Origin of the sequence: Burkholderia sp. AU19243 (assembly GCF_018148075.1) — a bacterium.
Lineage (GTDB): Bacteria > Pseudomonadota > Gammaproteobacteria > Burkholderiales > Burkholderiaceae > Burkholderia > Burkholderia latens_A.
This window is the reverse complement of the sequence record NZ_JAGSTV010000008.1, coordinates 15,529-36,211: the sequence shown is the minus strand read 5'-3', so window position 1 is coordinate 36,211 and position 20,683 is coordinate 15,529. Positions and strand designations below refer to the sequence as shown.

General features: G+C 67.5%; 20 protein-coding genes. 15 read left to right on the top strand and 5 right to left on the bottom strand.

The features are described 5' to 3' along the window. Window positions 1–70 precede the first annotated feature (70 nt). The 7 genes from KDW55_RS16680 to KDW55_RS16650 are packed head-to-tail and all read left to right on the top strand — an operon-like array spanning window position 71 to window position 6,698. On the top strand, window positions 71–910 hold the full coding sequence (locus tag KDW55_RS16680; RefSeq protein ID WP_040138751.1) for a MetQ/NlpA family ABC transporter substrate-binding protein: 840 nt from the start codon (window positions 71–73) through the stop codon (window positions 908–910). 11 nt (window positions 911–921) lie between these two features. Beyond that, complete coding sequence (locus tag KDW55_RS16675; protein ID WP_209825358.1) at window positions 922–2,340, top strand: LLM class flavin-dependent oxidoreductase; 1,419 nt, start codon at window positions 922–924, stop codon at window positions 2,338–2,340. 18 nt (window positions 2,341–2,358) lie between these two features. Next, complete coding sequence (locus KDW55_RS16670) at window positions 2,359–3,552, top strand: ATP-binding cassette domain-containing protein (RefSeq protein ID WP_212161444.1); 1,194 nt, start codon at window positions 2,359–2,361, stop codon at window positions 3,550–3,552. Next, window positions 3,545–4,201 carry a methionine ABC transporter permease gene (locus KDW55_RS16665; protein ID WP_040138748.1) on the top strand — a complete coding sequence of 219 codons (657 nt, stop codon included), beginning with the start codon at window positions 3,545–3,547 and terminating at the stop codon, window positions 4,199–4,201. The genes KDW55_RS16670 and KDW55_RS16665 overlap by 8 nt, the downstream gene beginning before the upstream one ends. Before the next feature lie 54 nt (window positions 4,202–4,255). After that, window positions 4,256–5,128, top strand: coding sequence for a hypothetical protein (locus KDW55_RS16660; RefSeq protein ID WP_212161443.1), 873 nt, complete (start codon window positions 4,256–4,258; stop codon window positions 5,126–5,128). Next, window positions 5,125–6,336, top strand: coding sequence for an acyl-CoA dehydrogenase family protein (locus KDW55_RS16655; RefSeq protein ID WP_212161442.1), 1,212 nt, complete (start codon window positions 5,125–5,127; stop codon window positions 6,334–6,336). The genes KDW55_RS16660 and KDW55_RS16655 overlap by 4 nt, the downstream gene beginning before the upstream one ends. Before the next feature lie 35 nt (window positions 6,337–6,371). Continuing rightward, window positions 6,372–6,698, top strand: a complete 327-nt coding sequence (locus KDW55_RS16650; RefSeq protein ID WP_349252602.1) for a LysE family transporter — start codon at window positions 6,372–6,374, stop codon at window positions 6,696–6,698. Window positions 6,699–6,704: 6 nt separating this feature from the next. Here the strand turns inward: KDW55_RS16650 and KDW55_RS16645 are convergent, their stop codons facing one another. Next, entirely contained in the window at window positions 6,705–7,553 is an 849-nt protein-coding gene (locus KDW55_RS16645) for a helix-turn-helix transcriptional regulator (RefSeq protein WP_040138745.1), read from the bottom strand. A 246-nt stretch (window positions 7,554–7,799) separates the two neighbouring features. On the opposite strand from KDW55_RS16645, the gene KDW55_RS16640 reads away from it, so the two are divergent. The 4 genes from KDW55_RS16640 to KDW55_RS16625 all read left to right on the top strand — a co-directional run bounded on the left by KDW55_RS16640 (window position 7,800) and on the right by KDW55_RS16625 (window position 12,446). Further along, on the top strand, window positions 7,800–8,753 hold the full coding sequence (locus KDW55_RS16640; protein WP_040138744.1) for a DUF2167 domain-containing protein: 954 nt from the start codon (window positions 7,800–7,802) through the stop codon (window positions 8,751–8,753). Then, window positions 8,750–9,475, top strand: coding sequence for a site-2 protease family protein (locus tag KDW55_RS16635; protein ID WP_040138743.1), 726 nt, complete (start codon window positions 8,750–8,752; stop codon window positions 9,473–9,475). The genes KDW55_RS16640 and KDW55_RS16635 overlap by 4 nt, the downstream gene beginning before the upstream one ends. A 475-nt stretch (window positions 9,476–9,950) precedes the next feature. Continuing rightward, window positions 9,951–11,528, top strand: coding sequence for an aldehyde dehydrogenase (NADP(+)) (locus KDW55_RS16630; RefSeq protein ID WP_212161441.1), 1,578 nt, complete (start codon window positions 9,951–9,953; stop codon window positions 11,526–11,528). Between the two features lie 366 nt (window positions 11,529–11,894). Continuing rightward, entirely contained in the window at window positions 11,895–12,446 is a 552-nt protein-coding gene (locus tag KDW55_RS16625) for a hypothetical protein (RefSeq protein ID WP_069243361.1), read from the top strand. A gap of 179 nt (window positions 12,447–12,625) precedes the next feature. On the opposite strand, the gene kdgD is transcribed toward KDW55_RS16625, so the two are convergent. Then, the gene (gene kdgD / locus KDW55_RS16620; RefSeq protein ID WP_040138740.1) at window positions 12,626–13,540 is read right to left on the bottom strand and encodes a 5-dehydro-4-deoxyglucarate dehydratase; all 915 of its coding nucleotides are present in this window, start codon (window positions 13,538–13,540) and stop codon (window positions 12,626–12,628) included. Between the two features lie 229 nt (window positions 13,541–13,769). Here kdgD and garD point away from each other — a divergent pair, with 229 nt between their 5' ends. The 4 genes from garD to KDW55_RS16600 all read left to right on the top strand — a co-directional run bounded on the left by garD (window position 13,770) and on the right by KDW55_RS16600 (window position 17,093). Beyond that, on the top strand, window positions 13,770–15,323 hold the full coding sequence (gene garD, locus KDW55_RS16615; RefSeq protein WP_059548288.1) for a galactarate dehydratase: 1,554 nt from the start codon (window positions 13,770–13,772) through the stop codon (window positions 15,321–15,323). A 179-nt stretch (window positions 15,324–15,502) separates the two neighbouring features. After that, on the top strand, window positions 15,503–15,895 hold the full coding sequence (locus KDW55_RS16610) for a nuclear transport factor 2 family protein (RefSeq protein WP_059548287.1): 393 nt from the start codon (window positions 15,503–15,505) through the stop codon (window positions 15,893–15,895). A gap of 79 nt (window positions 15,896–15,974) precedes the next feature. Further along, window positions 15,975–16,430, top strand: a complete 456-nt coding sequence (locus tag KDW55_RS16605; RefSeq protein ID WP_212161440.1) for an RbsD/FucU domain-containing protein — start codon at window positions 15,975–15,977, stop codon at window positions 16,428–16,430. Between the two features lie 225 nt (window positions 16,431–16,655). After that, window positions 16,656–17,093, top strand: a complete 438-nt coding sequence (locus KDW55_RS16600; RefSeq protein WP_040138736.1) for a DoxX family protein — start codon at window positions 16,656–16,658, stop codon at window positions 17,091–17,093. A 194-nt stretch (window positions 17,094–17,287) separates the two neighbouring features. On the opposite strand, the gene KDW55_RS16595 is transcribed toward KDW55_RS16600, so the two are convergent. The 3 genes from KDW55_RS16595 to KDW55_RS16585 form a co-directional block, all read right to left on the bottom strand. Continuing rightward, window positions 17,288–18,598 (bottom strand): MFS transporter, encoded by a 1,311-nt coding sequence (locus KDW55_RS16595; RefSeq protein ID WP_040138735.1) that lies wholly within the window; start codon window positions 18,596–18,598, stop codon window positions 17,288–17,290. Window positions 18,599–18,920: 322 nt separating this feature from the next. Further along, complete coding sequence (locus KDW55_RS16590; RefSeq protein ID WP_212161438.1) at window positions 18,921–20,057, bottom strand: branched-chain amino acid ABC transporter substrate-binding protein; 1,137 nt, start codon at window positions 20,055–20,057, stop codon at window positions 18,921–18,923. A 190-nt stretch (window positions 20,058–20,247) separates the two neighbouring features. After that, window positions 20,248–20,556, bottom strand: a complete 309-nt coding sequence (locus KDW55_RS16585; RefSeq protein ID WP_069243359.1) for a hypothetical protein — start codon at window positions 20,554–20,556, stop codon at window positions 20,248–20,250. Window positions 20,557–20,683 lie beyond the last annotated feature (127 nt).

The following is a 20,683-nucleotide window of genomic DNA, read 5'->3' as shown; positions in this document are numbered from 1 at the left end:
AGAACGCCCGCGCGTTCGCCGCGGCGTCGCTCATCCGTCGATACCGTCTTTGGACAGGAGAGTGGTTCCGATGCTGCATCCCGTTTTTTCCGCCCGCTTTTCGCTCCGCCGGTTCGCGACGCTCGCGCGCGTACTGGCGGCCACGCTGCTCGGCGTCGCGCTGCTGAACGCCGCGCGCGCCGACACCGCGCCGCTGAAGGTCGGCATCTCGACCAGCCCGCAGATCGACGCGCTGAAGATCGCCGCGAAGGAGGCGAAGGAGCAGGGGCTCGACGTGAAGATCGTCGAGTTCACCGACTGGAATACGCCGAACGCCGCGCTCGCGAACAGGGACATCGACGTCAACTACTTTCAGCACATTCCGTTTCTCGAGAACGCGAAGAAGCAGGGCGGCTACAACTTCATCTCGATCGCGCCGGGCACGATCATGAAGATCGGCCTCTATTCGAAGAAGGTGAAGAGCTTTGCCGAGCTGAAGGACGGCGCGCGCGTCGCGATCGCGAACGATCCGGTGAACGGCGGTCGGGGGCTGTTGCTGCTGCAGCGCGCGGGACTCATCACGCTGACGCCGGGCGCCGATTATCGCGCGACGACGCACGACATCGTGTCCAACCCGAAGCACCTGAAGATCATCGCGCTCGAGGCGTCGCAGCTTGCGCGCTCGCTCGACGACGTCGACCTCGCGCAGGGCTATCCGAGCTTCATCAAGCTCGCCGGCACGACCGATCCGAACAGCGCGCTGCTGTTCGACGGCACGGAGAACAAGAACTTTGCGATCCAGTGGGTCGTGCGGCCGGAGAGCGCGAACGATCCGCGCATCCGCAAGTTCATTTCGATCTACCAGCACTCGCCGGCGGTGCGCCGTGCACTCGACAACGCGTTCGGGTCGCTGTACGCGATCGCGTGGTGACGGGGGGCGACATGACGACCGCAAACCGCAAGAAAATCCTGCTCAACGCGTTCAACATGAACTGCGTCGGGCACATCAATCACGGGCTGTGGACGCATCCGCGCGACCGCTCCGCGCATTACACCGATCTCGATTACTGGGCCGATCTCGCAAGGACGCTGGAGCGCGGCAAGTTCGACGGCATCTTTCTGGCGGACATCGTCGGCGTGTACGACGTGTTCGGCGGCGGCCCTGACGTCGCGCTGCGCGAATCGGTGCAGGTGCCCGTCAACGATCCGCTGCTGCTCGTGCCCGCGATGGCGCAGGTCACACGGCATCTCGGCTTCGGCGTGACCGCGAACCTGACGTACGAGCCGCCGTATCTGTTCGCACGCCGGATGTCGACGCTCGATCATCTGACGAAGGGGCGCGTCGGCTGGAACATCGTGACCGGTTATCTCGACAGCGCCGCGCGCGGGATGGGCCTCGCGCAGCAGATCGGCCACGACGACCGCTACGAACGCGCGGACGACTATATGGACGTCGTCTACAAGCTGTGGGAACAGAGCTGGGACGACGATGCGGTGATCCGCGACGCGCGCGCGCGCGTGTTCGCGCAGCCGGGCAAGGTGCGGCGCGTGAAGCACGACGGGCCGTTCTATTCGGTAGACGCGATCCACCTGAGCGAACCCTCGCTGCAGCGCACGCCGGTGCTGTACCAGGCCGGTTCGTCGGCGCGCGGCGTCGAATTCGCGGCGCGTCATGCGGAATGTGTGTTCGTCAACGGGCAGAGCAAGGCCGCCGCGCGCGCGGCCGTGCTCGACATTCGGGCCGCCGCCGCGCGGCAGGGGCGCGACCCGGCGTCGATCAGGATCTTCGCCGGCGTGAGCGTCGTGACCGCCGAGACCGAAACGCTCGCGCGCGAGAAGTTCGACGAATACCGGCGCCATGCAAGCCCGGAAGCGGGCCTCGCGCATTTCGCGAGCTCGACCGGCATCGACTTCGCGAAGTACGGCCTCGACGAGCCGATCTCGTACGTGAAGACCGATTCGATCCAGTCGGCCGTCGACGCGATTTCGAAGAAGAGCACGACCGGCACGTGGACCGTGCGCCGGATGCTCGAACAGATGTCGCTTGGCGGCCGCTATGCGCCGATCGTCGGTTCGCCGTCGCAGGTCGCGGACGAACTGCAGTCGTGGATCGATGAAACGGGCATCGACGGCTTCAACCTGACACGCACCGTGATGCCCGAGTCGTTCGAGGATTTCGTCGACTGGGTCGTGCCCGAACTGCAGAACCGTGGCGTCTACAAGGAAGACTACGACGCCGCGCCGACGTTGCGCGAGAAGCTGTTCGGCGCCGGCGCGCGGTTGCCGGCCTGGCATACGGGCGCGCAGCATCGGCCGACTGCCGCGTCGGCGACCGAGCGTGCGCACCCTGCGCATGCGTGAACGTGACGGAGCGAAGCGATGACGCAATTGTTCGATACGCTGGGTTTCGTCGACGCATCGGCCGTGCGGGTCGGCGCGGCCGTGGACGCCGGCGCGCCGGCGGCACATGACGAAGCGGCCGCGCGCGCCGACGGCGCCGCCGCCGTGTCGTTCGCGCACGTCGGCAAGGTATTCGCGACGCCGCACGGGCAGGCCGCCGCGCTGCGCGACGTGACGCTCGACGTGCGGCGCGGCGAGGTGTTCGGCATCATCGGCCGCAGCGGTGCCGGCAAGTCGACGCTGCTGCGGCTCGTCAACGGCCTCGAGCGACCGAGCTCGGGCAGCGTGCGCGTGCACGGCATCGATGTCGGCACGTTAGACGAGAACGGGCTCGTCGCACTGCGTCGCCGCACCGGCATGGTGTTCCAGCATTTCAACCTGCTGCACGCGAAAACGGTGTTCGAGAACGTCGCATTGCCGCTGAAGATCGCGGGCGTCCCGAAGGCCGAGCGCACGCGCAAGGTCGATGCGCTGCTCGATCTCGTCGGACTCGCCGCGAAGCGCGATGCGTATCCGGCAAGCCTGTCCGGCGGCCAGAAGCAGCGCGTCGGCATCGCACGCGCGCTGGTGCACGACCCGGAGGTGCTGCTATGCGACGAGGCGACGTCGGCGCTCGATCCCGAGACGACGCAGTCGATCCTCGCGCTGCTCGCCGACATCAATCGCCGCCTCGGGCTGACGATCGTGCTGATCACGCACGAGATGGAAGTGATTCGCGCGGTGTGCGACACGGTTGCGGTGATCGAACAAGGTGAAGTCGTCGAAACGGGCCCGGTGTGGCGCGTTTTCGGCGATCCGCGTCATGGTGCGACGCGCGCGCTGCTGAGCACGCTCGTGCACGATCTGCCTGCGGAACTTGCCGCACGCGTGCAGCCGCTGCCCGAGCACGCGCCGCTGCCCGACGGCGCGCATGTCGTGCTCGACGTGCGTTATACGGGCGAAAGCGGCGGCGAGCCGGACGTCGGCGCGCTTGCCGCGGCGCTCGGCGGCTCGGTGCGATTCCTGCACGGCGGAATCGAACGGATTCAGGGGCATGCGCAGGGGCGTCTCGTGATCGCGGCCGCGCCCGCCGCGAGCGCAGGCGGTGCAGAGCATGCACGCGGCGCCGTTGCGGCATTGCTCGAACGCGCGCGCCGGCATGCGAACCGTGCGGAGGTGCTCGGCTATGTTTGAGCTCTGGTGGCCGGAACTGCTCGACGCGATCCGCGACACGCTGTCGATGGTTGCCGCATCCGCGGCGATTGCCGCGCTGCTCGGCATCCCGCTCGCGGTGATTCTCGTGACGACCGCGCCCGGCGGCATCTACGAACGGCGCGGCGTGAACACGGTGCTCGGCGCGCTCGTCAATGTGTTCCGCTCGACGCCGTTCATCATCCTGCTCGTCGCGCTGCTGCCGTTCACGCGCATCCTGATCGGCACGACGATCGGCGTATGGGCGGCCGTCGTGCCGCTGTCGATCGCCGCGATTCCGTTCTTCGCGCGGATCGCCGAAGTGAGCCTGCGCGAAGTCGATCGCGGATTGATCGAGGCCGCGCTCGCGATGGGGGCGAAACGACGCCACATCGTATGGCACGTGCTGCTGCCGGAAGCGCTGCCCGGCATGCTGGGCGGCTTTACGATCACCGTCGTCGCGCTGATCGGCTCGACCGCGATGGCGGGCGCCGTCGGCGCGGGCGGACTCGGCGATCTCGCGATCCGCTACGGTTATCAGCGCTTCGACACGACCGTCATGGCGACCGTGATCGTGATCCTGATCGCACTCGTTTCGGCCGTGCAAATCACGGGCGACCGCCTGGTCCGACGCGTGACCCGGCGTACCTGAGCGGCGCCACGAGCGCCGGCTCTTTTTCATTGAAGACCTGAGAGAACGATACCCATGACCTTGCCCATCGGCGCACAGCGCGAGTGGAACGGACAATTCGAGGAAGCGCTGTTTCTGGACGTCGCGCGGCGTCATCGTCCCGGCTTTCCGGCCAAGCTCGCAACGCCGCCGCGAGAGCCGCGCGGCGCACACGAGCTCGCCGCCGTCGCGGACTACTACACGAAGATGGCGTCGCACGACCTGTTCATCGTGCAGGTCGTCGCGAAGGCGATCGACACGCTGTTTCGCGACGACCCGCATTTCCAGCTGATCCTGTCGCGGCAACTCGGCGATGACGGCGCCCACGCGGTGATCGGTCGCGAACGCGTGACCGAACTGACGGGCCGCGATCCGCTGCCGGAAATCGAGCGGCTCGTCGCCGCGCACTGGGAGCGGATCGGCGACATCGCGGTGCGCGACGTCGCCGGCTTCCTCGCATTCGAATGGCACTATGAGCTGCACATCCTCGCGAAGCTGTGGATCCAGCGCAAGACCGGCAGCATCGCCGACGGCGCGATGCGCGAGCACGGCGAGAACCGGATTCGCCCGGACGAGGAATGGCATCGCGTGCAAATCGTCCAGTGGTGGTTCGACACGTTGAACGTGCTGCCGGCCGTGGAGCGCGACGCGCTGATCGACCGCGTGATCGCGGCCGACGAGGAAACTCAGGCACGGCTCGACGGCTATCTGCACGACGAGTACGCGCACACCGCGCATGTCTTTGGCGCGGACATCGCCGAATACCGCGCGATCTACGACGATTGGCGGCGCGAGATGCTGTCGGCGCTGACCGGCCGGCAGCTCGATGCGCTGGTGCCGCTGTCGGGCCAAGTCGTTGAGCACGCAACGATCGCGCGGGAAGCGGTTACACGGGAAGCGGTCGCATGAACGATCCCCGCGGGCCGGCAACGCTGGTGCCGGATACGGATGCGCCGGCCGCCACGGACGACGCGCTCGCGCGCGCGATCGACGCACTCCGCGCGACGGCTGCCGAACGCGATCGCAAGGGCGGTCATGCAGCGGCCGAGAAGCAGTGGCTCGCCGATGCGGGCCTGCTCACGCTCGCGGTGCCGCGCGAATTCGGCGGGCAGGAAGCGGCGTGGCCGACGGTCTATGACGCGATCCGGCGCATCGCACGGGTCGACAGCGCGCTCGCGCATCTGGTCGGGTTTCAGGCGCTGCAGGTCGTGAGCGTCGATGTGTGGGGCAACGCGGCGCAGCGCGAGCGCTACTTGCGCGGCACCGTCGAGCATCGCTGGTGGTGGGGCAATGCGGTGAACCCGCTCGACACGCGCGTCGCGGCGACCGCGACGCCGGACGGCGGCTACCGGCTCGATGGCGTGAAGGGCTTCTGCTCGGGTACGCGCGGCTCGCAGCGGATGACCGTGTCCGCGCACGACCCGGAAACCGGCCGCGCGGTGTTCGGCGTGGTGCCGACCGATCGCGACGGGATCACGGTCAACGACGACTGGGATCCGATCGGTCAGCGCCAGACCGACAGCGGCAGCGTGCGTTTCGACGGCGTGATCCTTGCACCCGACGAAGTGCTGCACCGGTCGGAGACACCGCCGACGCCGCGCGCGACGCTGCGCACGCTCGTGTCGCAGCTCGTGCTGACGAACCTGTTCGTCGGGCTCGCCGAAGGCGCACTGGCCGAGGCTCGCGACTACGTGCTGAAGCACGGGCGGCCGTGGATCGCTGCTGGTGTGGCACAGGCGAGCGACGATCCTTATACGCTGCAGCGCTTCGGCGACATGCGCGTGCAAGCGGTGGCCGCCGCATCGCTCGCCGATCGTGCGGCCGCGGCGTTGCAGCGCGCGTGGTCGCGGCGCGACGCGCTGACGGCCGAGGAGCGTGCGCAGGCCGCGCTCGCGGTGTCGGATGCGAAGATCGTCGCGCAGCGCGCGGCACTCGACAACGGCGAGGCGCTGTTCGATGCGTGCGGCGCGAGAGCGACGGCTGCGTCGCTCGGCCTCGACCGCTTCTGGCGCAACGCGCGCACGCATACGCTGCACGATCCCCTCGACTATCGGCTGCGCGATGTGGGCCGGTTCGCGTTGACGGGGGAATTGCCGCAGGCGTCGCTGTATACGTAGCGTCGGCAAATTGTCCGGCGACGCTGCGCGGCCCGGTGTCGCTTACCGTGGGCGTGCCGGCCGGTTCCGTTTGCTCGAGCGCATGCCTGTCCAACGTGTCGAATCCGAAGGTCGCGCTGTTCTATCTCGCGTTTCTGCCGCAATTCGTCCCGGCGGGCGCCGCACGTCCGATGCTGTCGCTGTTCGTGCTCGGCACGACGTTTGCCTGCCTGACGTTTCTCGTCAAGGGGCCGGTCGCGCTGTTCGCCGGCCTGCTTTCGACGTCGATCCGGCGCAATCCGCGCATCCTGACCCGCATGCACCGTGTGAGCGGCGCGGTGCTTCTCGCGCTGGGCGTGAAGCTGGCGTTCGAGCGTCGCTGATCATGTTCACTGCGCCGGCATCGTCTCCGCCAGCGTGCGCATCGCGTCCGCCGTTTCCGGGTTCGCCGGGAAAAACGCCTCGATCGCGAGTTCCGACAGCGTGACGTCGACCGGCGTACCGAACACGGTCGTCGTGCTGAAGAACGTCAGTTCGCCGGCGGCCGTGCGCAGCCGCAGCGGCACCGCGATGTCCGCGTAGTCGGCGCGTGCGTGCGTGTCGTCGGACCGGCCGCCCGGTGCCGGATAGGCAGCGAGTTCGTCGCGCAGCGCATGCAGCGCGCGGTCGCCGCTCGCGTCGATTTGTCGTTGCAGCCGGTGCAGGATATGCGCACGCCATTCGTGCCAGTTGACGATCTGCGGCGCGAGGCCGTCGGGATGCAGGCTCAGGCGCAGCACGTTGACGGGCGGCTGCAAGAGCGCCGGATCGGCCTGCGCGACCAGCGCGCCGAGCATCCGGTTCGACGCGAGCAGCGTCCAGTGGCGATCCACCGCGAGTGCCGGGTACGGTTCGTGGCCGCGCAGCACGGCTTCGACCGCGTGCCGCGCCGCATCGAGTTGAGGATCGGAAAAGGGGCGCTCGCGAAACAGCGGCGCATAGCCTGCGGCGACCAGTAGCGCATTGCGCTCGCGCAGCGGCACGTCGAGGCGCTCGGCCAGATGCAGCACCATCTCCCGGCTCGGCTGCGCGCGCCCCGATTCGACGAAGCTCAGGTGTCGCGCTGACACCTCGGCTTCCAGTGCGAGGGCCATCTGGCTCAGGCGCCGGCGTTGACGCCACGTGCGCAACAGGGAGCCGATACCGGACACGCGGCCGGCGGACGGGGGAAGCGATTGAAGGGTGGCGGTCGAGTTCATGACGAGGATGATAGGCAATCCCGCGCGCATCGGGCATTACCTGCGAGGTAAGCATTCCGGATCGGCGGGCGTCGCCGGTGCCGCGCGACGCTCCGTTGCGCCCCCGCATTTCGTTCCCGGATGCGGACCGACGCTGCGTTACCATAACCCCCGTGCCACCTGAGAGGCGACATCGGACCCGCGACCGCAGCGCCCGGGCCGTATGCCGCGCACATTCACAACAAGGCATTCCGGGGGAATCCAACAATGAAAAAACTCGCCGTCCGCGTCGCATGCGTGGCGATGCTCGCGCTCGCCGCGACCAGCAGCCACGCGCAAACCGAAGCCGCGCAGGTCGAAATGAGAGCGGCCGCCGCGGCCGCCAACAAGGCCGTCGTGAACGGTCCCGCCGATATCGACGTCAAGCGCGAAGCCGTGCTGAAGCTGAAGGCCGGGGAGTCGTTCGTGCCGGCCGCCGAAGCCGGCCGCTACCTGCGTTCGATGGGCAACTCGATCGACGAATCGAAGCTGGTCGGCCTCGTGCTGCCCCAGGACCCGGACGCCGACTGGATCTCGGTCGTGTCGTTCGAGCCGAGCGGCTACATCCGCGACGACGACGCGAAGGACTGGAAACGCGACGAATTGCTGAAGAGCCTGCAGGCCGGCACCGAGGAAAACAACCCGGCGCGCAAGGAACGCGGGCTGCCCGAGACGGAGGTGGTCGGCTGGGCGCAGCCGCCCGCGTACGACGCCGCCACGCACCGACTCGTGTGGTCAGCGATCATCCGCGACAAGGGCGCGCCCGCGAATCCGCAGAGCGACGGCGTGAACTACCGGACGCTCGTGCTCGGCCGCGACGGCTACCTGTCGCTGACGATGGCATCCACGCTCGCCGATCTGCCGAAGTACAAGGCATCGGCCGACGACCTGCTCGCGAACATCCGCTTCAACGACGGCAAGCGCTACGCCGATTTCAACAAGTCGACCGACCACGTTGCCGAGTACGGGCTTGCGGCGCTGATCGTCGGCGTCGGCGCGAAGAAGCTCGGGCTGCTCGCGCTGATCGGCGCATTCGCCGTGAAGTTCTTCAAGATCGGGGCGGTCGCGTTGCTGGCGGGCGGCGCGGCGCTAAAGCGCTTCTTCGGGCGTAAGCCGAAGCCGGCGGCCGTGCCGGTCGTCGCCGACGCTGCCGCCGTGTCCGGCACGGAGCGCAAGGAATGACGAAGCTGCTGTTGCTGATCTTCGGCGGCCTGAAGCTCGGCAAGGTGCTGATGTCGGCGGGCACCATGCTGGCGTCGATCGCGGTCTACGCGCTGTTCTACGGGTGGCGCTTCGCGGCCGGCTTCGTCGCGCTGCTGCTGGTCCACGAAGCCGGCCACTACGTGGCCGCGCAGCGGCGCGGGCTCGATGTGGGGCTGCCGACGTTCATCCCGTTCGTCGGCGCATGGATCCAGCTGAAGGAGATGCCGCACGACGCCGAAACCGAAGCATACGTCGGGCTGGCCGGGCCGTTCGTCGGCACGCTCGGCGCGCTGGCCTGCTACGCGGCCGCGCGGCACTACGACAGCAACCTGCTGCTTGCACTCGCCTATACGGGTTTCTTCCTGAACCTGTTCAACATGATTCCGCTGTCGCCGTTCGATGGCGGACGCATCACGGCGGTGCTGTCGCCGCGCATCTGGTTCGCGGGCGTGCCCGTGCTGATCGCGCTGTTCGCGTACCGACCGAGCCCGCTGCTGATCGTGATGGCGATCCTCGCGCTGCCGCAGTTGAAGCGCGCGTGGCGCTACGATCCCGACGCGCCGGAGAACCGCGCGTACTACACGACGTCGGTCGAGACGAAAACGACCTACGCGCTGTGCTACGTCGGCCTGCTCGCGTTTCTCGCGCTGATGACGTCCGGCGTGCACGACATGCTGCGCGTCGCGCATTCGGCGGCCTGAGCGATGTGAAAAGGGGGCGGCCGCTCATGCGCGGCCGCCGTCGTCTTCCCGCCTGCTCCCGGAGCCTTGCCGAAGAACGCCACGCCATCGGCACGATCACGAGCACGTCGCTGTCGGCGCAATTGCCGCCGATGACGCCCACCGACGGCAGCATTTCCCCGCGATCGGCATTTTGTGCGCGAGCGTTCGCCCCCGCCGAGGCGGTATTCGGGTGGATTCGGTCACTTGCTATAACATATGTTGTCGTATGACATAAGATGGGATTTTACAGGCAATGTCGCCCAGCAGAAGCCTCGGCTTTTCGGTGTGAAGGCGTGGGGCGATGCACTAGCATCGCGGAAAATGCCGACAAATAAGGGGTGGAGGGTAAGGCGCGTGCAACGATAGCGCCGGCATAAATGTGCAAGTCTGTCGGCAGACATCGTATCTGTTCAGCTACAATGTGCGGACCCTTCCCGACCCACGGAGCATTCCCATGCAACTGACTGGACAGATGCTGATCGGCGCCGACGCGGTGACCGGCTCGGCCGGCGCGTTGCGCGCGTTCGACCCGACGAAAGGCGCGCCGATCGACGAACCGGCGTTCGGCGTCGGCACGCAGGGCGACGTCGAGCGCGCGTGCGCGCTCGCGCGCGACGCCTTCGACGCGTATCGCACGCAGCCGCTTTCGGCCCGCGCGGCGTTTCTCGAAGCGATCGCCGATGAAATCGTCGCGCTCGGCGACACCCTGATCGAACGTGCGCATGCGGAAACGGGGCTGCCCGTCGCGCGGCTGCAGGGCGAGCGCGGCCGCACGGTCGGCCAGCTCCGGCTGTTCGCGCGCGTCGTGCGCGACGGCCGTTTCCTCGCCGCGTCGATCGATCCCGCGCAGCCCGCGCGCACGCCGCTGCCGCGCGCGGACCTGCGGCTGCAGAAGATCGGGCTCGGGCCCGTCGTCGTGTTCGGCGCGAGCAACTTCCCGCTCGCGTTCTCGGTGGCCGGAGGCGATACCGCGTCGGCGCTGGCGGCCGGCTGCCCGGTGATCGTGAAGGCTCACGAGGCGCATCTCGGCACGTCCGAGCTGGTCGGCCGCGCGATTCGGGCGGCGGTCGCCAAATGCGGGATGCCGGCCGGCGTGTTCTCGTTGCTGATCGGGCCCGGTCGCGTAATCGGTGCCGCGCTCGTCAGCCATCCGGCGATCCAGGCCGTCGGTTTCACCGGATCGCGGCAGGGCGGGATGGCGCTCGTGCAGCTTGCGAATGCGCGTCCGCAGCCGATTCCGGTCTATGCGGAAATGAGCAGCATCAATCCGGTCGTGCTGTTCCCGGCCGCGCTGGCCGCACGTGCCGACGCGATCGCGACCGGCTTCGTCGATTCGCTGACGCTCGGCACCGGTCAGTTCTGCACGAACCCGGGCCTCGTGCTGGCCGTCGACGGCCCCGATCTCGACCGTTTCGAGGCGGCTGCCGCGCAGGCGCTCGCGAAGAAGCCGGCCGGCGTGATGCTGACGCGCGGCATCGCCGACGCGTATCGCAACGGCCGCGGCAAGCTGGCCGAACTGCCCGGCGTGCGTGAAATCGGCGCGGGCGAGGCGGCGCAGACCGAATGCCAGGCAGGCGGCGCGTTGTATGAAGTCGCCGCGCAGGCGTTCCTGTCCGAGCCGGCGTTCGGCCACGAAGTGTTCGGGCCGGCGTCGCTGATCGTGCGCTGCCGCGATCTCGACGAAGTTGCGCGCGTGCTCGACGCGCTCGAGGGCCAGCTGACGGCCACGCTGCAGATGGACGCCGACGACAAGCCGCTCGCGCGCCGCCTGCTGCCGATCCTCGAGCGCAAGGCCGGCCGCCTGCTCGTCAACGGCTTCCCGACCGGAGTCGAGGTATGCGATGCGATGGTGCACGGCGGTCCGTTCCCGGCGACGTCGAACCCGGCGGTGACGTCGGTCGGCGCCACCGCGATCGACCGCTTCCTGCGGCCGGTGTGCTATCAGGACTTCCCGGACGACCTGCTGCCGGAAGGGTTGCAGGAAAGCAATCCGCTCGCCATTCCGCGATTGCGCGACGGGAAGGCGGAGTAACGGTGAGAAACGGCTAAAGGCGCGCGCCGGCAGAGGCGCGTTGCGGTACGTTGGAACACGGCGGCGGACGGTGCCCACGGGCGCGTCCGCCGTTTTTCGTCGATGGCAGGCTGTCGAGCCGCCCTTGTCGTGCGGCCGGCGAGGGGGCGCGACGCGTTGCAGCTGCTCGGGTGCGTCCAGCACGCGCCGATCGCGAGTCCACCGCTTGCTGCCGGCGGCCAGCCTGGCCGAGGCAAGCGGATGAGCCATGAGGTGTCGGCTCCGGCTTCCCCGTTTCCCGAATTTCTCCTACAGTAGCGAGGCCTCGGACCGCCCGGTCCGCTGGCGAGCCTGAGAGCACGAAAAAATCCAACAAGGAACCATCCGATGAACATCAGCAAGCGCGGCGACCATCTGTTCGCCGCCGGATTATGGAAGGCGATCGGCGACGTCGCCCAATCCGTTCGTACCCAGATCGGCGAATACAGCGAAGGGCGCGTGCTCGCCGACACGCTTGTCGAATTGCGGCGCGACCTGGGCGGCAGCGAATTCGACATCACGATCAACCAGGGGCGCGTCGTCACCGATTCCGATGCGCATTCGCTCGCATTCGGCCACGCCGTTCGCCGCTTCCGGCAGGACATGGAAGCACTGGTGTACGCGCTGAAATATCGCCGCGACATCGACGAACACGATCAGCGCGCGCGCACCGAAGCACTGACGCAGGCGAACAATCAGCTCACCATCGCCAAGCAATCCGCGACGATCACGGTCGGCCGGTTCTTCGATGCGGTCGTCGATCGCGACGTGCTCGCGCAGATTCTCGACGGTGCATCGACCGCACGGGCACGGGCTGGCACGCAAGTGCAGGTCGAGTCGACGCGGATCAGGCTCGGTATCGTGCGTCACCGGATCGTCGGGATCATCGCGCAGATGTGACGGCGGCCGCGTGGAACGGCGTGGCAGGAAGCCGCGCCGTGATAGACCATGCATGCATCGCTGCGGATGTGCGCGTGGTTGCGCGCAAATGAAAACGCTCGCGGCATGCGCGAGCGATCACAACGCGAACGGCCGACGGCGGGCGGCCCGGCTGAATGCCGCGCCCGCTGCGCGTTCGCTTACTGCGGGCCCATCTTCCTGATCAGCACGTCGAGTTCGGCGAGTTCGGCTTCGGTCAGGTCGACGAGCGGCGCGCGCACCGGGCCCGCGTCGTGGCCGACGAGCTTCGCGCCCGCCTTCACGATGCTGACCGCGTAACCGGCGCGCCGGTTGCGGATTTGCAGGTACGGCAGGAAGAACTCGTCGATCAGGCGGCCGACCGTCGCGTGGTCGTCCTTCGCGATCGCTTCGTAGAATGCCATCGCCGTCTTCGGGATGAAATTGAACACCGCCGACGAGTACACCGGCACGCCGAGCGCCTTGTACGCGGCTGCGTAGACTTCGGCCGTCGGCAGGCCGCCGAGATAGGCAAAGCGATCGCCGAGGCGGCGGCGGATCGTGACCATGCTTTCGATTTCGCCGACGCCGTCCTTGAAGCCGATCAGGTTCGGGCAACGATCGGCCAGGCGCTCGAGCATGTCGGCGTTCAGCTTCGAATTCGCACGGTTGTACACCACGACGCCGATCTTCAGCGAGCGGCACACCTGCTCGACGTGCTCCGCAATGCCTTCCTGGCTCGCTTCGGTCAGATAGTGCGGCATCAGCAGCACGCCGCTCGCGCCGAGGCGCTCGGCCTCTTGCGCATATTCGATCGCGACGCGCGTCGCGCCGCCGGCGCCTGCGAGGATCGGCACCTTGCCCTTGCAGGTTTCAGTCGCGACGCGAATCACGTCCGAATACTCGCGCTGCGTCAGCGAGAAGAATTCGCCGGTGCCGCCGGCCGCGAACAGTGCGGTCGCGCCATACGGCGCCAGCCATTCGAGGCGTTCGGCATAAGTGGCCGGGCGGAAGCTGCCGTCCGCGTCGAAATCCGTCAGCGGAAACGACAGAAGGCCTTCGGAAATGATCTGTTTGAGTTCTTGCGGTGAGGTCATGGTTGGGTCGTCCGTCTAGCGCGAGTGCTGGGTTCGTCGGGCACGGCATCCGGGCCACATTGGCGATGTCGTTGTATGTCATCGTACAACGCGAGGTTGAGCGATGCAAGCGGTTTGCGGGTCGGCCGAGGGTAGGGTCTTTCCGGATCAGGGTTTACGGCGCGTCGCACGATAGCGTCGAATGTCGTATGATGACTAACGATTTGACGATGGGCCTCCAGGAATCCCGATGACTGCTTCTCCTCTCTACATTCGCGTGCATCCGGACGACAACGTCGCGATCGTCGTCAACGACGGCGGCCTGCCGGAGGGCGCGACGTTCGCCGACGGCCTGACGTTGCGCGAAGGCGTGCCGCAGGGTCACAAGGTCGCGCTGGTCGACCTCGCGGCCGGCGACCCGATCGTCCGCTACAACGTGGTGATTGGCTACGCGCTCACCGAGCTGCGCCGCGGCAGCTGGGTCAACGAACGCACGATGCGCATGCCCGAGCCGCCGGGCCTCGACGATCTGCCGCTCGCGACGCGTGCCGCGCCGCCGCTGGCGCCGCTCGAAGGCTATACGTTCGAAGGTTTCCGCAATCCCGACGGCTCGGTCGGCACGCGCAACATCCTCGCGATCACGACGACCGTGCAGTGCGTGTCCGGCGTCGTCGAACATGCGGTGAAGCGGATCAAGGAAGAATTGCTGCCGCGCTACCCGAACGTCGACGACGTGGTCGGGCTCGAGCACACGTATGGCTGCGGCGTTGCGATCGATGCGCCGGACGCCGACATCCCGATCCGCACGCTGCGCAACATCAGCCTGAACCCGAATTTCGGCGGCGAGGTGATGACGGTGAGCCTCGGCTGCGAGAAGCTGCAGCCCGAGCGTCTGCTGCCGCCGGGCTCGATTCCCGTTGCGGCCGCCGGCGTGACGGACAACGGCGGCGTCGTGTGCTTGCAGGATGCTGCGCACGTCGGCTTCCACTCGATGATCGACTCGATCATGAAGATGGCCGAAGCGCATCTCGAGCGGCTGAACCGCCGCCGTCGCGAAACCTGCCCGGCGTCGGATCTCGTCGTCGGCGTGCAGTGCGGCGGCAGCGACGCGTTTTCCGGATTGACCGCGAACCCGGCGGTCGGCTTCGCGGCCGACCTGCTCGTGCGTGCGGGCGCGACGATCATGTTTTCGGAAGTGACCGAAGTGCGGGACGGCGTCGCGCAGCTCACGTCGCGCGCGGCGAGCGAGGACGTCGCCCGCGAGATCATCCGCGAGATGGACTGGTACGACCGCTACCTGCAGCGCGGCCGCGTCGACCGCAGCGCGAACACGACGCCCGGCAACAAGAAGGGCGGCCTGTCGAACATCGTCGAGAAGGCGATGGGCTCGATCGTGAAGTCGGGCAGTGCGCCGATCGCCGGCGTCGTGCGGCCCGGCGACCGGGCGCGACAGAAGGGGCTGCTGTATGCGGCGACGCCCGCGAGCGACTTCATCTGCGGCACGCTGCAGCTCGCGGCGGGGATGAACCTGCACGTATTCACAACCGGCCGCGGCACCCCTTACGGCCTCGCGCAGGTGCCGGTGATCAAGGTCGCGACGCGCAGCGATCTCGCGCGCCGCTGGCACGATCTGATGGATCTCGACGCGGGGCGGATCGCGACCGGCGCGGCGACGATCGAGGACGTGGGCTGGGAACTGTTCCGCCTGATGCTCGACGTCGCGAGCGGCAAGCGCCGCACGTGGGCCGAGCAATGGAAGCTCGCGAATGCGCTGACGCTGTTCAATCCGGCGCCGGTGACCTGATCCGCAACACGCGACGGCATGCGACGCGGGCGCCTTCGGGCGCCCGCTTTTCGTTGGGCGGTGCGATCTGCTTACCTCGCACGTAATCGACCGGCGGTGCGGGGCCGGCGACGATAGCGTCACGCGAACCCGAAACGTTCGCGGCATGGTCTTCCGTCAATCCAACCAAGGAGCCTCGCATGAATACCGCTCAAACCGCCTCGTCCGCCCACGCCGAGCTGATCGACCGCTATTTCGACGCATGGAACGAACCGGATGCCGCCGCGCGGCGCGCGCTGATCGAGGCCGTCTACGCGAGCGACGCCGCTTATCGCGATCCGCTGATGGCCGGCGACGGCCACGCGGGCATCGACACGATGATCGCGGCCGTGCAGGAACGCTTCCCCGCGTATCGCTTTCACCGTACGACCGATGTCGACGGATTCGGCCAGCATCTGCGCTTCTCGTGGGCGCTCGTATCGCCCGACGGCGCGGCGATCGTGCGGGGCGCGGATTTCGGCACCGTAGATGCGTCGGGCCGGCTGAAGTCCGTCACGGGCTTCATCGACGAAATGCCGGCAGCGGCGTCGTGACGCGAGCCGCGCACAACCGCAGGCGTCCGGGATCGGGTAACGTTACGCAGTTCGTTCCCGATCCCGGAGACTTGCCGACATGTTGAAGAACCTCGATCCGCTGCTGCACGCCGACATCCTGCACGCGCTGCGCGCGATGGGCCACGGAGATGAAGTGGTGATCTGCGATGCGAATTTTCCGGCGGAATCCGTCGCTGAGCATACGGTCGTCGGCCGGGCACTACGCATCGACGGCGCCGGCTCGGCGCGAGTCGCGCGCGCGGTGCTGTCCGTGCTGCCCCTCGATACGTTCGTCGAAACGCCTGTGTGGCGGATGGAAGTGGTCGGCGATCCCGCCGCCGTGCCGCCGGTGCAACGCGAAGTGCAGGCGGAGATCGATCGCGCGGAAGGGCGCGCGGTGCCGCTCGCGGGCATCGATCGCTTTGCGTTTTACGAGCGGGCGCAGCAAGCGTATGCGGTGATCGTCACCGGCGAACTGCGCGGCTACGGGTGCTTCGTCTTCAAGAAAGGCGTGCTGCTGGCCGATGCGGGCTAGGGCCGGTTCCCATTATTTTTCGCGGATGCGGGCGCCGGGCTCGCTGCGGCGCCGTCGCGCGTCGCCATCGTCGCAGTGTAAAGATTTGCTACAACCTTTTTCTTGGACGCTGCGCGAAGTCCTTCTATGCTGGCCCATTTGCCGCCGCGCCCGCCGGGCCGCGCGGCACGAACCGTACGGGCAGCGTCCCGCGCGGGCGGCCGACTTGCATACGAGGAGAGAGGCATGACGCGTTCCGTCGATTCCGGCGTCATTTTTTTCGCACGCCTGGCGCTGGCGGCGTTGTTTCTGTGGGGCGGCGTGATGAAGCTGCTCGGCTACGGCGAGTTCATCGGCTATCTGCACGGGGTGAACGTCCCGTATCCGCAGGTGATGGGGCCGGTCGTCGTCACGATCGAGGCGCTGGGCGGGCTGCTGCTGATCGTCGGCTACAAGGTGAAGCCGCTCGCATTGCTGATGGCGGTCTATACGGTCGCGACCGCAATGGTTGGCCACAATTTCTGGGACGCGACTGACGCAGCGGTCCAGCACGACATGGTGATCCACTTCTGGAAGAACATCGCGATCGCCGGCGGGTTCCTGCTGCTGTTCGTGACCGGTGCCGGCGGCGCGAGCATCGACGCACTGCGCCGGCCGAGTTCGTCGTACGGCGTGCTGCGCTGAGTCGAACAGCGATTCGCCGAGTCGAACCGAGTCGAACCGAGTCGAACCGAGTCGAACCGAGTCGAACCGAGTCGAACCGAGTCGACCGAAGCGCCGCACGCGCGCCGCGACACTGACGCAAAGCAAAAGGGCCGAACCCGCACGCGGCGGAATTCGGCCCTTCGTTCATCCGGCCGGCGCGTGCGCGCCGTCGTTCAGCGTGCGTCCTTCAGGTCTTTCGCGTCCTTTGCGAACTGCACGGCGATCGCGCCGAGCACGCAGATCGCGGCGACGTACACGACCGGCGCGAGCGGATTCGACTTCATCATCAGCGACACGATCACCGGCGTAAGGCCGCCGAAGATTGCGTAAGCGACGTTGTACGAGAACGAGATGCCCGAGAAGCGCACGACGGCCGGAAAGCTGCGCACCATCACGAACGGCACCGCGCCGATCGTGCCGACCGCGAAGCCGGCGATCCCGTAATACAGCGGCAGCGTCGATGCGTCGGCCGCCACCTGCGCGAACAGCAGGTAGTAGCATGCGGCGAGCACGAGGCCGCCGATGCCGAGCACGCGTTTCGCGCCGATCCAGCCCGCGAGCGAGCCGGCGGTGATGCAGCCGGCCGTGAGGCACAGCGTCGCGATGCTGTTCGCGAACAGCGTGGTCGCGGGCGTCAGGTGGAACTGCTTTTGCAGCAGCGCGGGCGTCATCAGGATCACGACGACGATCGCTGCCGACAGCATCCACGTAAGCAGCATCGATACGATCACCGCGCGCCCGTGGTCGCGCAACACGGCCTTCAGCGGAATCTCGGCCGCGAGCGCCTTCTTCGCCTTCATCTCCGCGAACACCGGCGTTTCATGCAGCCAGCGGCGCAGGTACACGGAGAACAGGCCGAACACGCCGCCGAGCAGGAACGGAATGCGCCACGCGAATGCGGTGACTTCGGCGCCCGAGTAACGGCTGTTGATGCCGGCGGCAACCAGCGAGCCGAGCAGGATGCCGGCCGTGAGTCCCGCGGTCAGCGTGCCGCATGCGTAGCCGATGTGGCGCGACGGCACATGTTCTGACACGAACACCCATGCGCCCGGCACTTCGCCGCCGACCGCCGCGCCCTGCAGCACGCGGAACAGCAGCAGCAACACCGGCGCAAGGATGCCGATCGTGTCGTAGGTCGGCAGCAGCCCCATCAGCAGCGTCGGCACCGACATCATCAGCACGCTGAGCGTGAACATCCGCTTGCGGCCGAACAGGTCGCCGAAATGCGCCATGATCACGCCGCCGAGCGGGCGGGCGAGATAGCCGGCCGCGAAGATGCCGAACGTCTGCAGCTGGCGCAGCCAGTCGGGGATGTCGTGCGGGAAGAACAGCTGTCCGATCGCGGGCGCGAAGAACACGAAGATGATGAAGTCGTAGAACTCGAGCGCGCCGCCGAGTGCGGCAAGGCCAAGAGTTTTGTAATCGCTGCGCGTGAGCGCGCGTTCGGCGGCGCGAGGCACGCCGCTCAATTCGGAAGCTTGCATGGTCAGGACGATCGGTTTTCGAATGTAGTTGTCGGTGCTGCGTCTCCAGGGCCCGCTTTTCGGCATGGCTGGCAAGGCGCGGCTTGCGTCGTCGAGCGTGGGTCGCGTATCGGATGGAATACGTTACAGGCGCCGTCGCACCAGGATGGGGCGCGACGGAGACGATGCGTCGAAGCGGGTGGGAGGATTCTACAGGAGCGCGAAATGCGCGCATGCGGCAGGCGGCCGGGGAAAGCTTCGGCGCTTCGCCGCGCGCAATGCGGACGCGGCGCGGCAGGCGGAGAAACCGCATGCCGCGCCGCGTGGCAGGGGTGCGACGTAATCAGTTGCCGGCGATCGTGTCGACGGGCTTGAACGTGCCGCGCTCGACCTTGTAGATCGTCACCGGCGCATCCTTCAGGTCGCCCTTCGCGTCGTACGCGATGCTCGGCGCCGACACGCCCTTGATCGATACCTTGCCGAGATACGGCGTATAGACTTTCGGGTCGGTCGAGTTCGCCTGCTTCATCGCGGTGAGCAGTGCGATCGTGCCGTCGTACGAATAAGGCGAATACGTGATCACGTCTTCGTTGAAGCGCGCCTTGTAGCGGGATGCGTAGCCGGCGTAGCCCGGCATCTTTTCCTTCGGCAGCCCGCCCATGTAGACGATCGCGCCTTCGGCCGCTTCGCCGCCGACCTTCAGGAACGTCGGCGAACGCGACATCTCGCCGGTCACGAACGCCGATTTCATCCCGAGCTGGCGCATCTTGCGGATCATCGGCGAAGACTGTGCGTCTCCGCCGCCGTAGAAGATCGCGTCGGGATTGATGCCCTTCAGGTTGGTCAGGATCGCCGAGAAGTCGAGCGCCTTGTCGTTCGTGAAGTCACGCTTCACGATCGTGCCGCCCGCGGCCTGCACGGCTTTCGCGAATTCGTCGGCGATGCCCTGCCCATAGGCGGTGCGGTCGTCGATGATCGCGATGCGCTTGAAATGCAGCGTCTTCACCGCGTACGTGCCGACGATGCGGCCGGCCTGCGCGTCGCTCGTCAGCAGCCGGTAGGTCGTCTTGTAGCCGCGCGCGGTGTACTGCGGCGACGTCGCCATCGAGATCTGCGGCAGCCCTGCGCGATCGTACAGGTCGGACGCCGGGATGCTCGTGCCCGAGTTGAAGTGGCCGATGATCCCGCTGACGTTGTCGTCGATCAGCCGCTGTGCGACCGTCGTGCCGGTGCGCGGGTCGGCCTGGTCGTCCTGCGAGTCGAGCTGGAACGTGACCGGTTTGCCGCCGATCGTCGGATGCGTCGCGTTGAAATCGGCGATCGCGAGCTGTACGCCCTTTTGCATGTCCGTGCCGTAGTTCGACTGCGGCCCCGTTAGCGGTGCGGCGAAACCGATCTTGACGACGTCCGCGGCGATGGCGTGTGCGCCCGACAGTGCGCAGGCAGCAGCCAGCGCGACGTGCGATACCTTCAGCTTCACTTTCACTTCCCCTTGATGGCGTGGTTGGGCCGCGGCCGGCCAGCGGGCCGCTGCGGTAAACCGGGCGAGACGTATCGCTTGTGCGGCGCCCGCAGAAGCCGGGCCGCATGTGCCGCGCGCCGTGCGGGTTGTGCCGGAATCCGCGTGCGTGGCGGCGGCGGGATGTCGTCTCGTGACCGTTGAGCGAAGTCTAGGCAACGAAAATACGCGCGTCTTGCGCGTTCGGTGCGCGGGTGGCGACGATTTCGGCATATCGTCGATAACCCTGATATGTGCTCAAATCGTCATCCTGAATGCGCAAACCCGCCAAGACGCGGCGCGGCGGCATTTTTACGATGGCGGGTCCGAGCGCCTGGCGTGGCGTGACGATGGCGATGCCGGCGCGATACGCCGTCGTGGCCGCCCAGGCGCGTGACAGGCGGCGGCCGGACGCGACGCCGTCCCGCCGGACACGCGCACTGCGGTCGTTGCGCGCGCAACCGCAAGGCGGCGCGCACATCGCGCACCGCCGTATGCACGGAGCAGAGCATCGCCCATCGGCTGCGCAGCGCTCGTATTGCACGATCGTCGGGCCGCGCGATAGCGTGAGCGGCGTTACCCGCTGCACCCGATCGCGTTCCGACGAA

Bases quoted from the DNA above. Each gene is read 5' to 3' on its own strand.
- KDW55_RS16595 (WP_040138735.1), bottom strand. From the start codon at position 18,598: ATGCAAGCTTCCGAATTGAGCGGCGTGCCTCGCGCCGCCGAACGCGCG.
- KDW55_RS16600 (WP_040138736.1), top strand. From the start codon at position 16,656: ATGACGCGTTCCGTCGATTCCGGCGTCATTTTTTTCGCACGCCTGGCG.
- KDW55_RS16635 (WP_040138743.1), top strand. From the start codon at position 8,750: ATGACGAAGCTGCTGTTGCTGATCTTCGGCGGCCTGAAGCTCGGCAAG.
- KDW55_RS16605 (WP_212161440.1), top strand. From the start codon at position 15,975: ATGTTGAAGAACCTCGATCCGCTGCTGCACGCCGACATCCTGCACGCG.
- KDW55_RS16625 (WP_069243361.1), top strand. From the start codon at position 11,895: ATGAACATCAGCAAGCGCGGCGACCATCTGTTCGCCGCCGGATTATGG.
- KDW55_RS16660 (WP_212161443.1), top strand. From the start codon at position 4,256: ATGACCTTGCCCATCGGCGCACAGCGCGAGTGGAACGGACAATTCGAG.
- KDW55_RS16645 (WP_040138745.1), bottom strand. From the start codon at position 7,553: ATGAACTCGACCGCCACCCTTCAATCGCTTCCCCCGTCCGCCGGCCGC.
- KDW55_RS16630 (WP_212161441.1), top strand. From the start codon at position 9,951: ATGCAACTGACTGGACAGATGCTGATCGGCGCCGACGCGGTGACCGGC.
- KDW55_RS16680 (WP_040138751.1), top strand. From the start codon at position 71: ATGCTGCATCCCGTTTTTTCCGCCCGCTTTTCGCTCCGCCGGTTCGCG.
- kdgD (WP_040138740.1), bottom strand. From the start codon at position 13,540: ATGACCTCACCGCAAGAACTCAAACAGATCATTTCCGAAGGCCTTCTG.
- KDW55_RS16640 (WP_040138744.1), top strand. From the start codon at position 7,800: ATGAAAAAACTCGCCGTCCGCGTCGCATGCGTGGCGATGCTCGCGCTC.
- KDW55_RS16610 (WP_059548287.1), top strand. From the start codon at position 15,503: ATGAATACCGCTCAAACCGCCTCGTCCGCCCACGCCGAGCTGATCGAC.
- KDW55_RS16585 (WP_069243359.1), bottom strand. From the start codon at position 20,556: ATGTGCGCGCCGCCTTGCGGTTGCGCGCGCAACGACCGCAGTGCGCGT.
- garD (WP_059548288.1), top strand. From the start codon at position 13,770: ATGACTGCTTCTCCTCTCTACATTCGCGTGCATCCGGACGACAACGTC.
- KDW55_RS16670 (WP_212161444.1), top strand. From the start codon at position 2,359: ATGACGCAATTGTTCGATACGCTGGGTTTCGTCGACGCATCGGCCGTG.
- KDW55_RS16655 (WP_212161442.1), top strand. From the start codon at position 5,125: ATGAACGATCCCCGCGGGCCGGCAACGCTGGTGCCGGATACGGATGCG.
- KDW55_RS16665 (WP_040138748.1), top strand. From the start codon at position 3,545: ATGTTTGAGCTCTGGTGGCCGGAACTGCTCGACGCGATCCGCGACACG.
- KDW55_RS16675 (WP_209825358.1), top strand. From the start codon at position 922: ATGACGACCGCAAACCGCAAGAAAATCCTGCTCAACGCGTTCAACATG.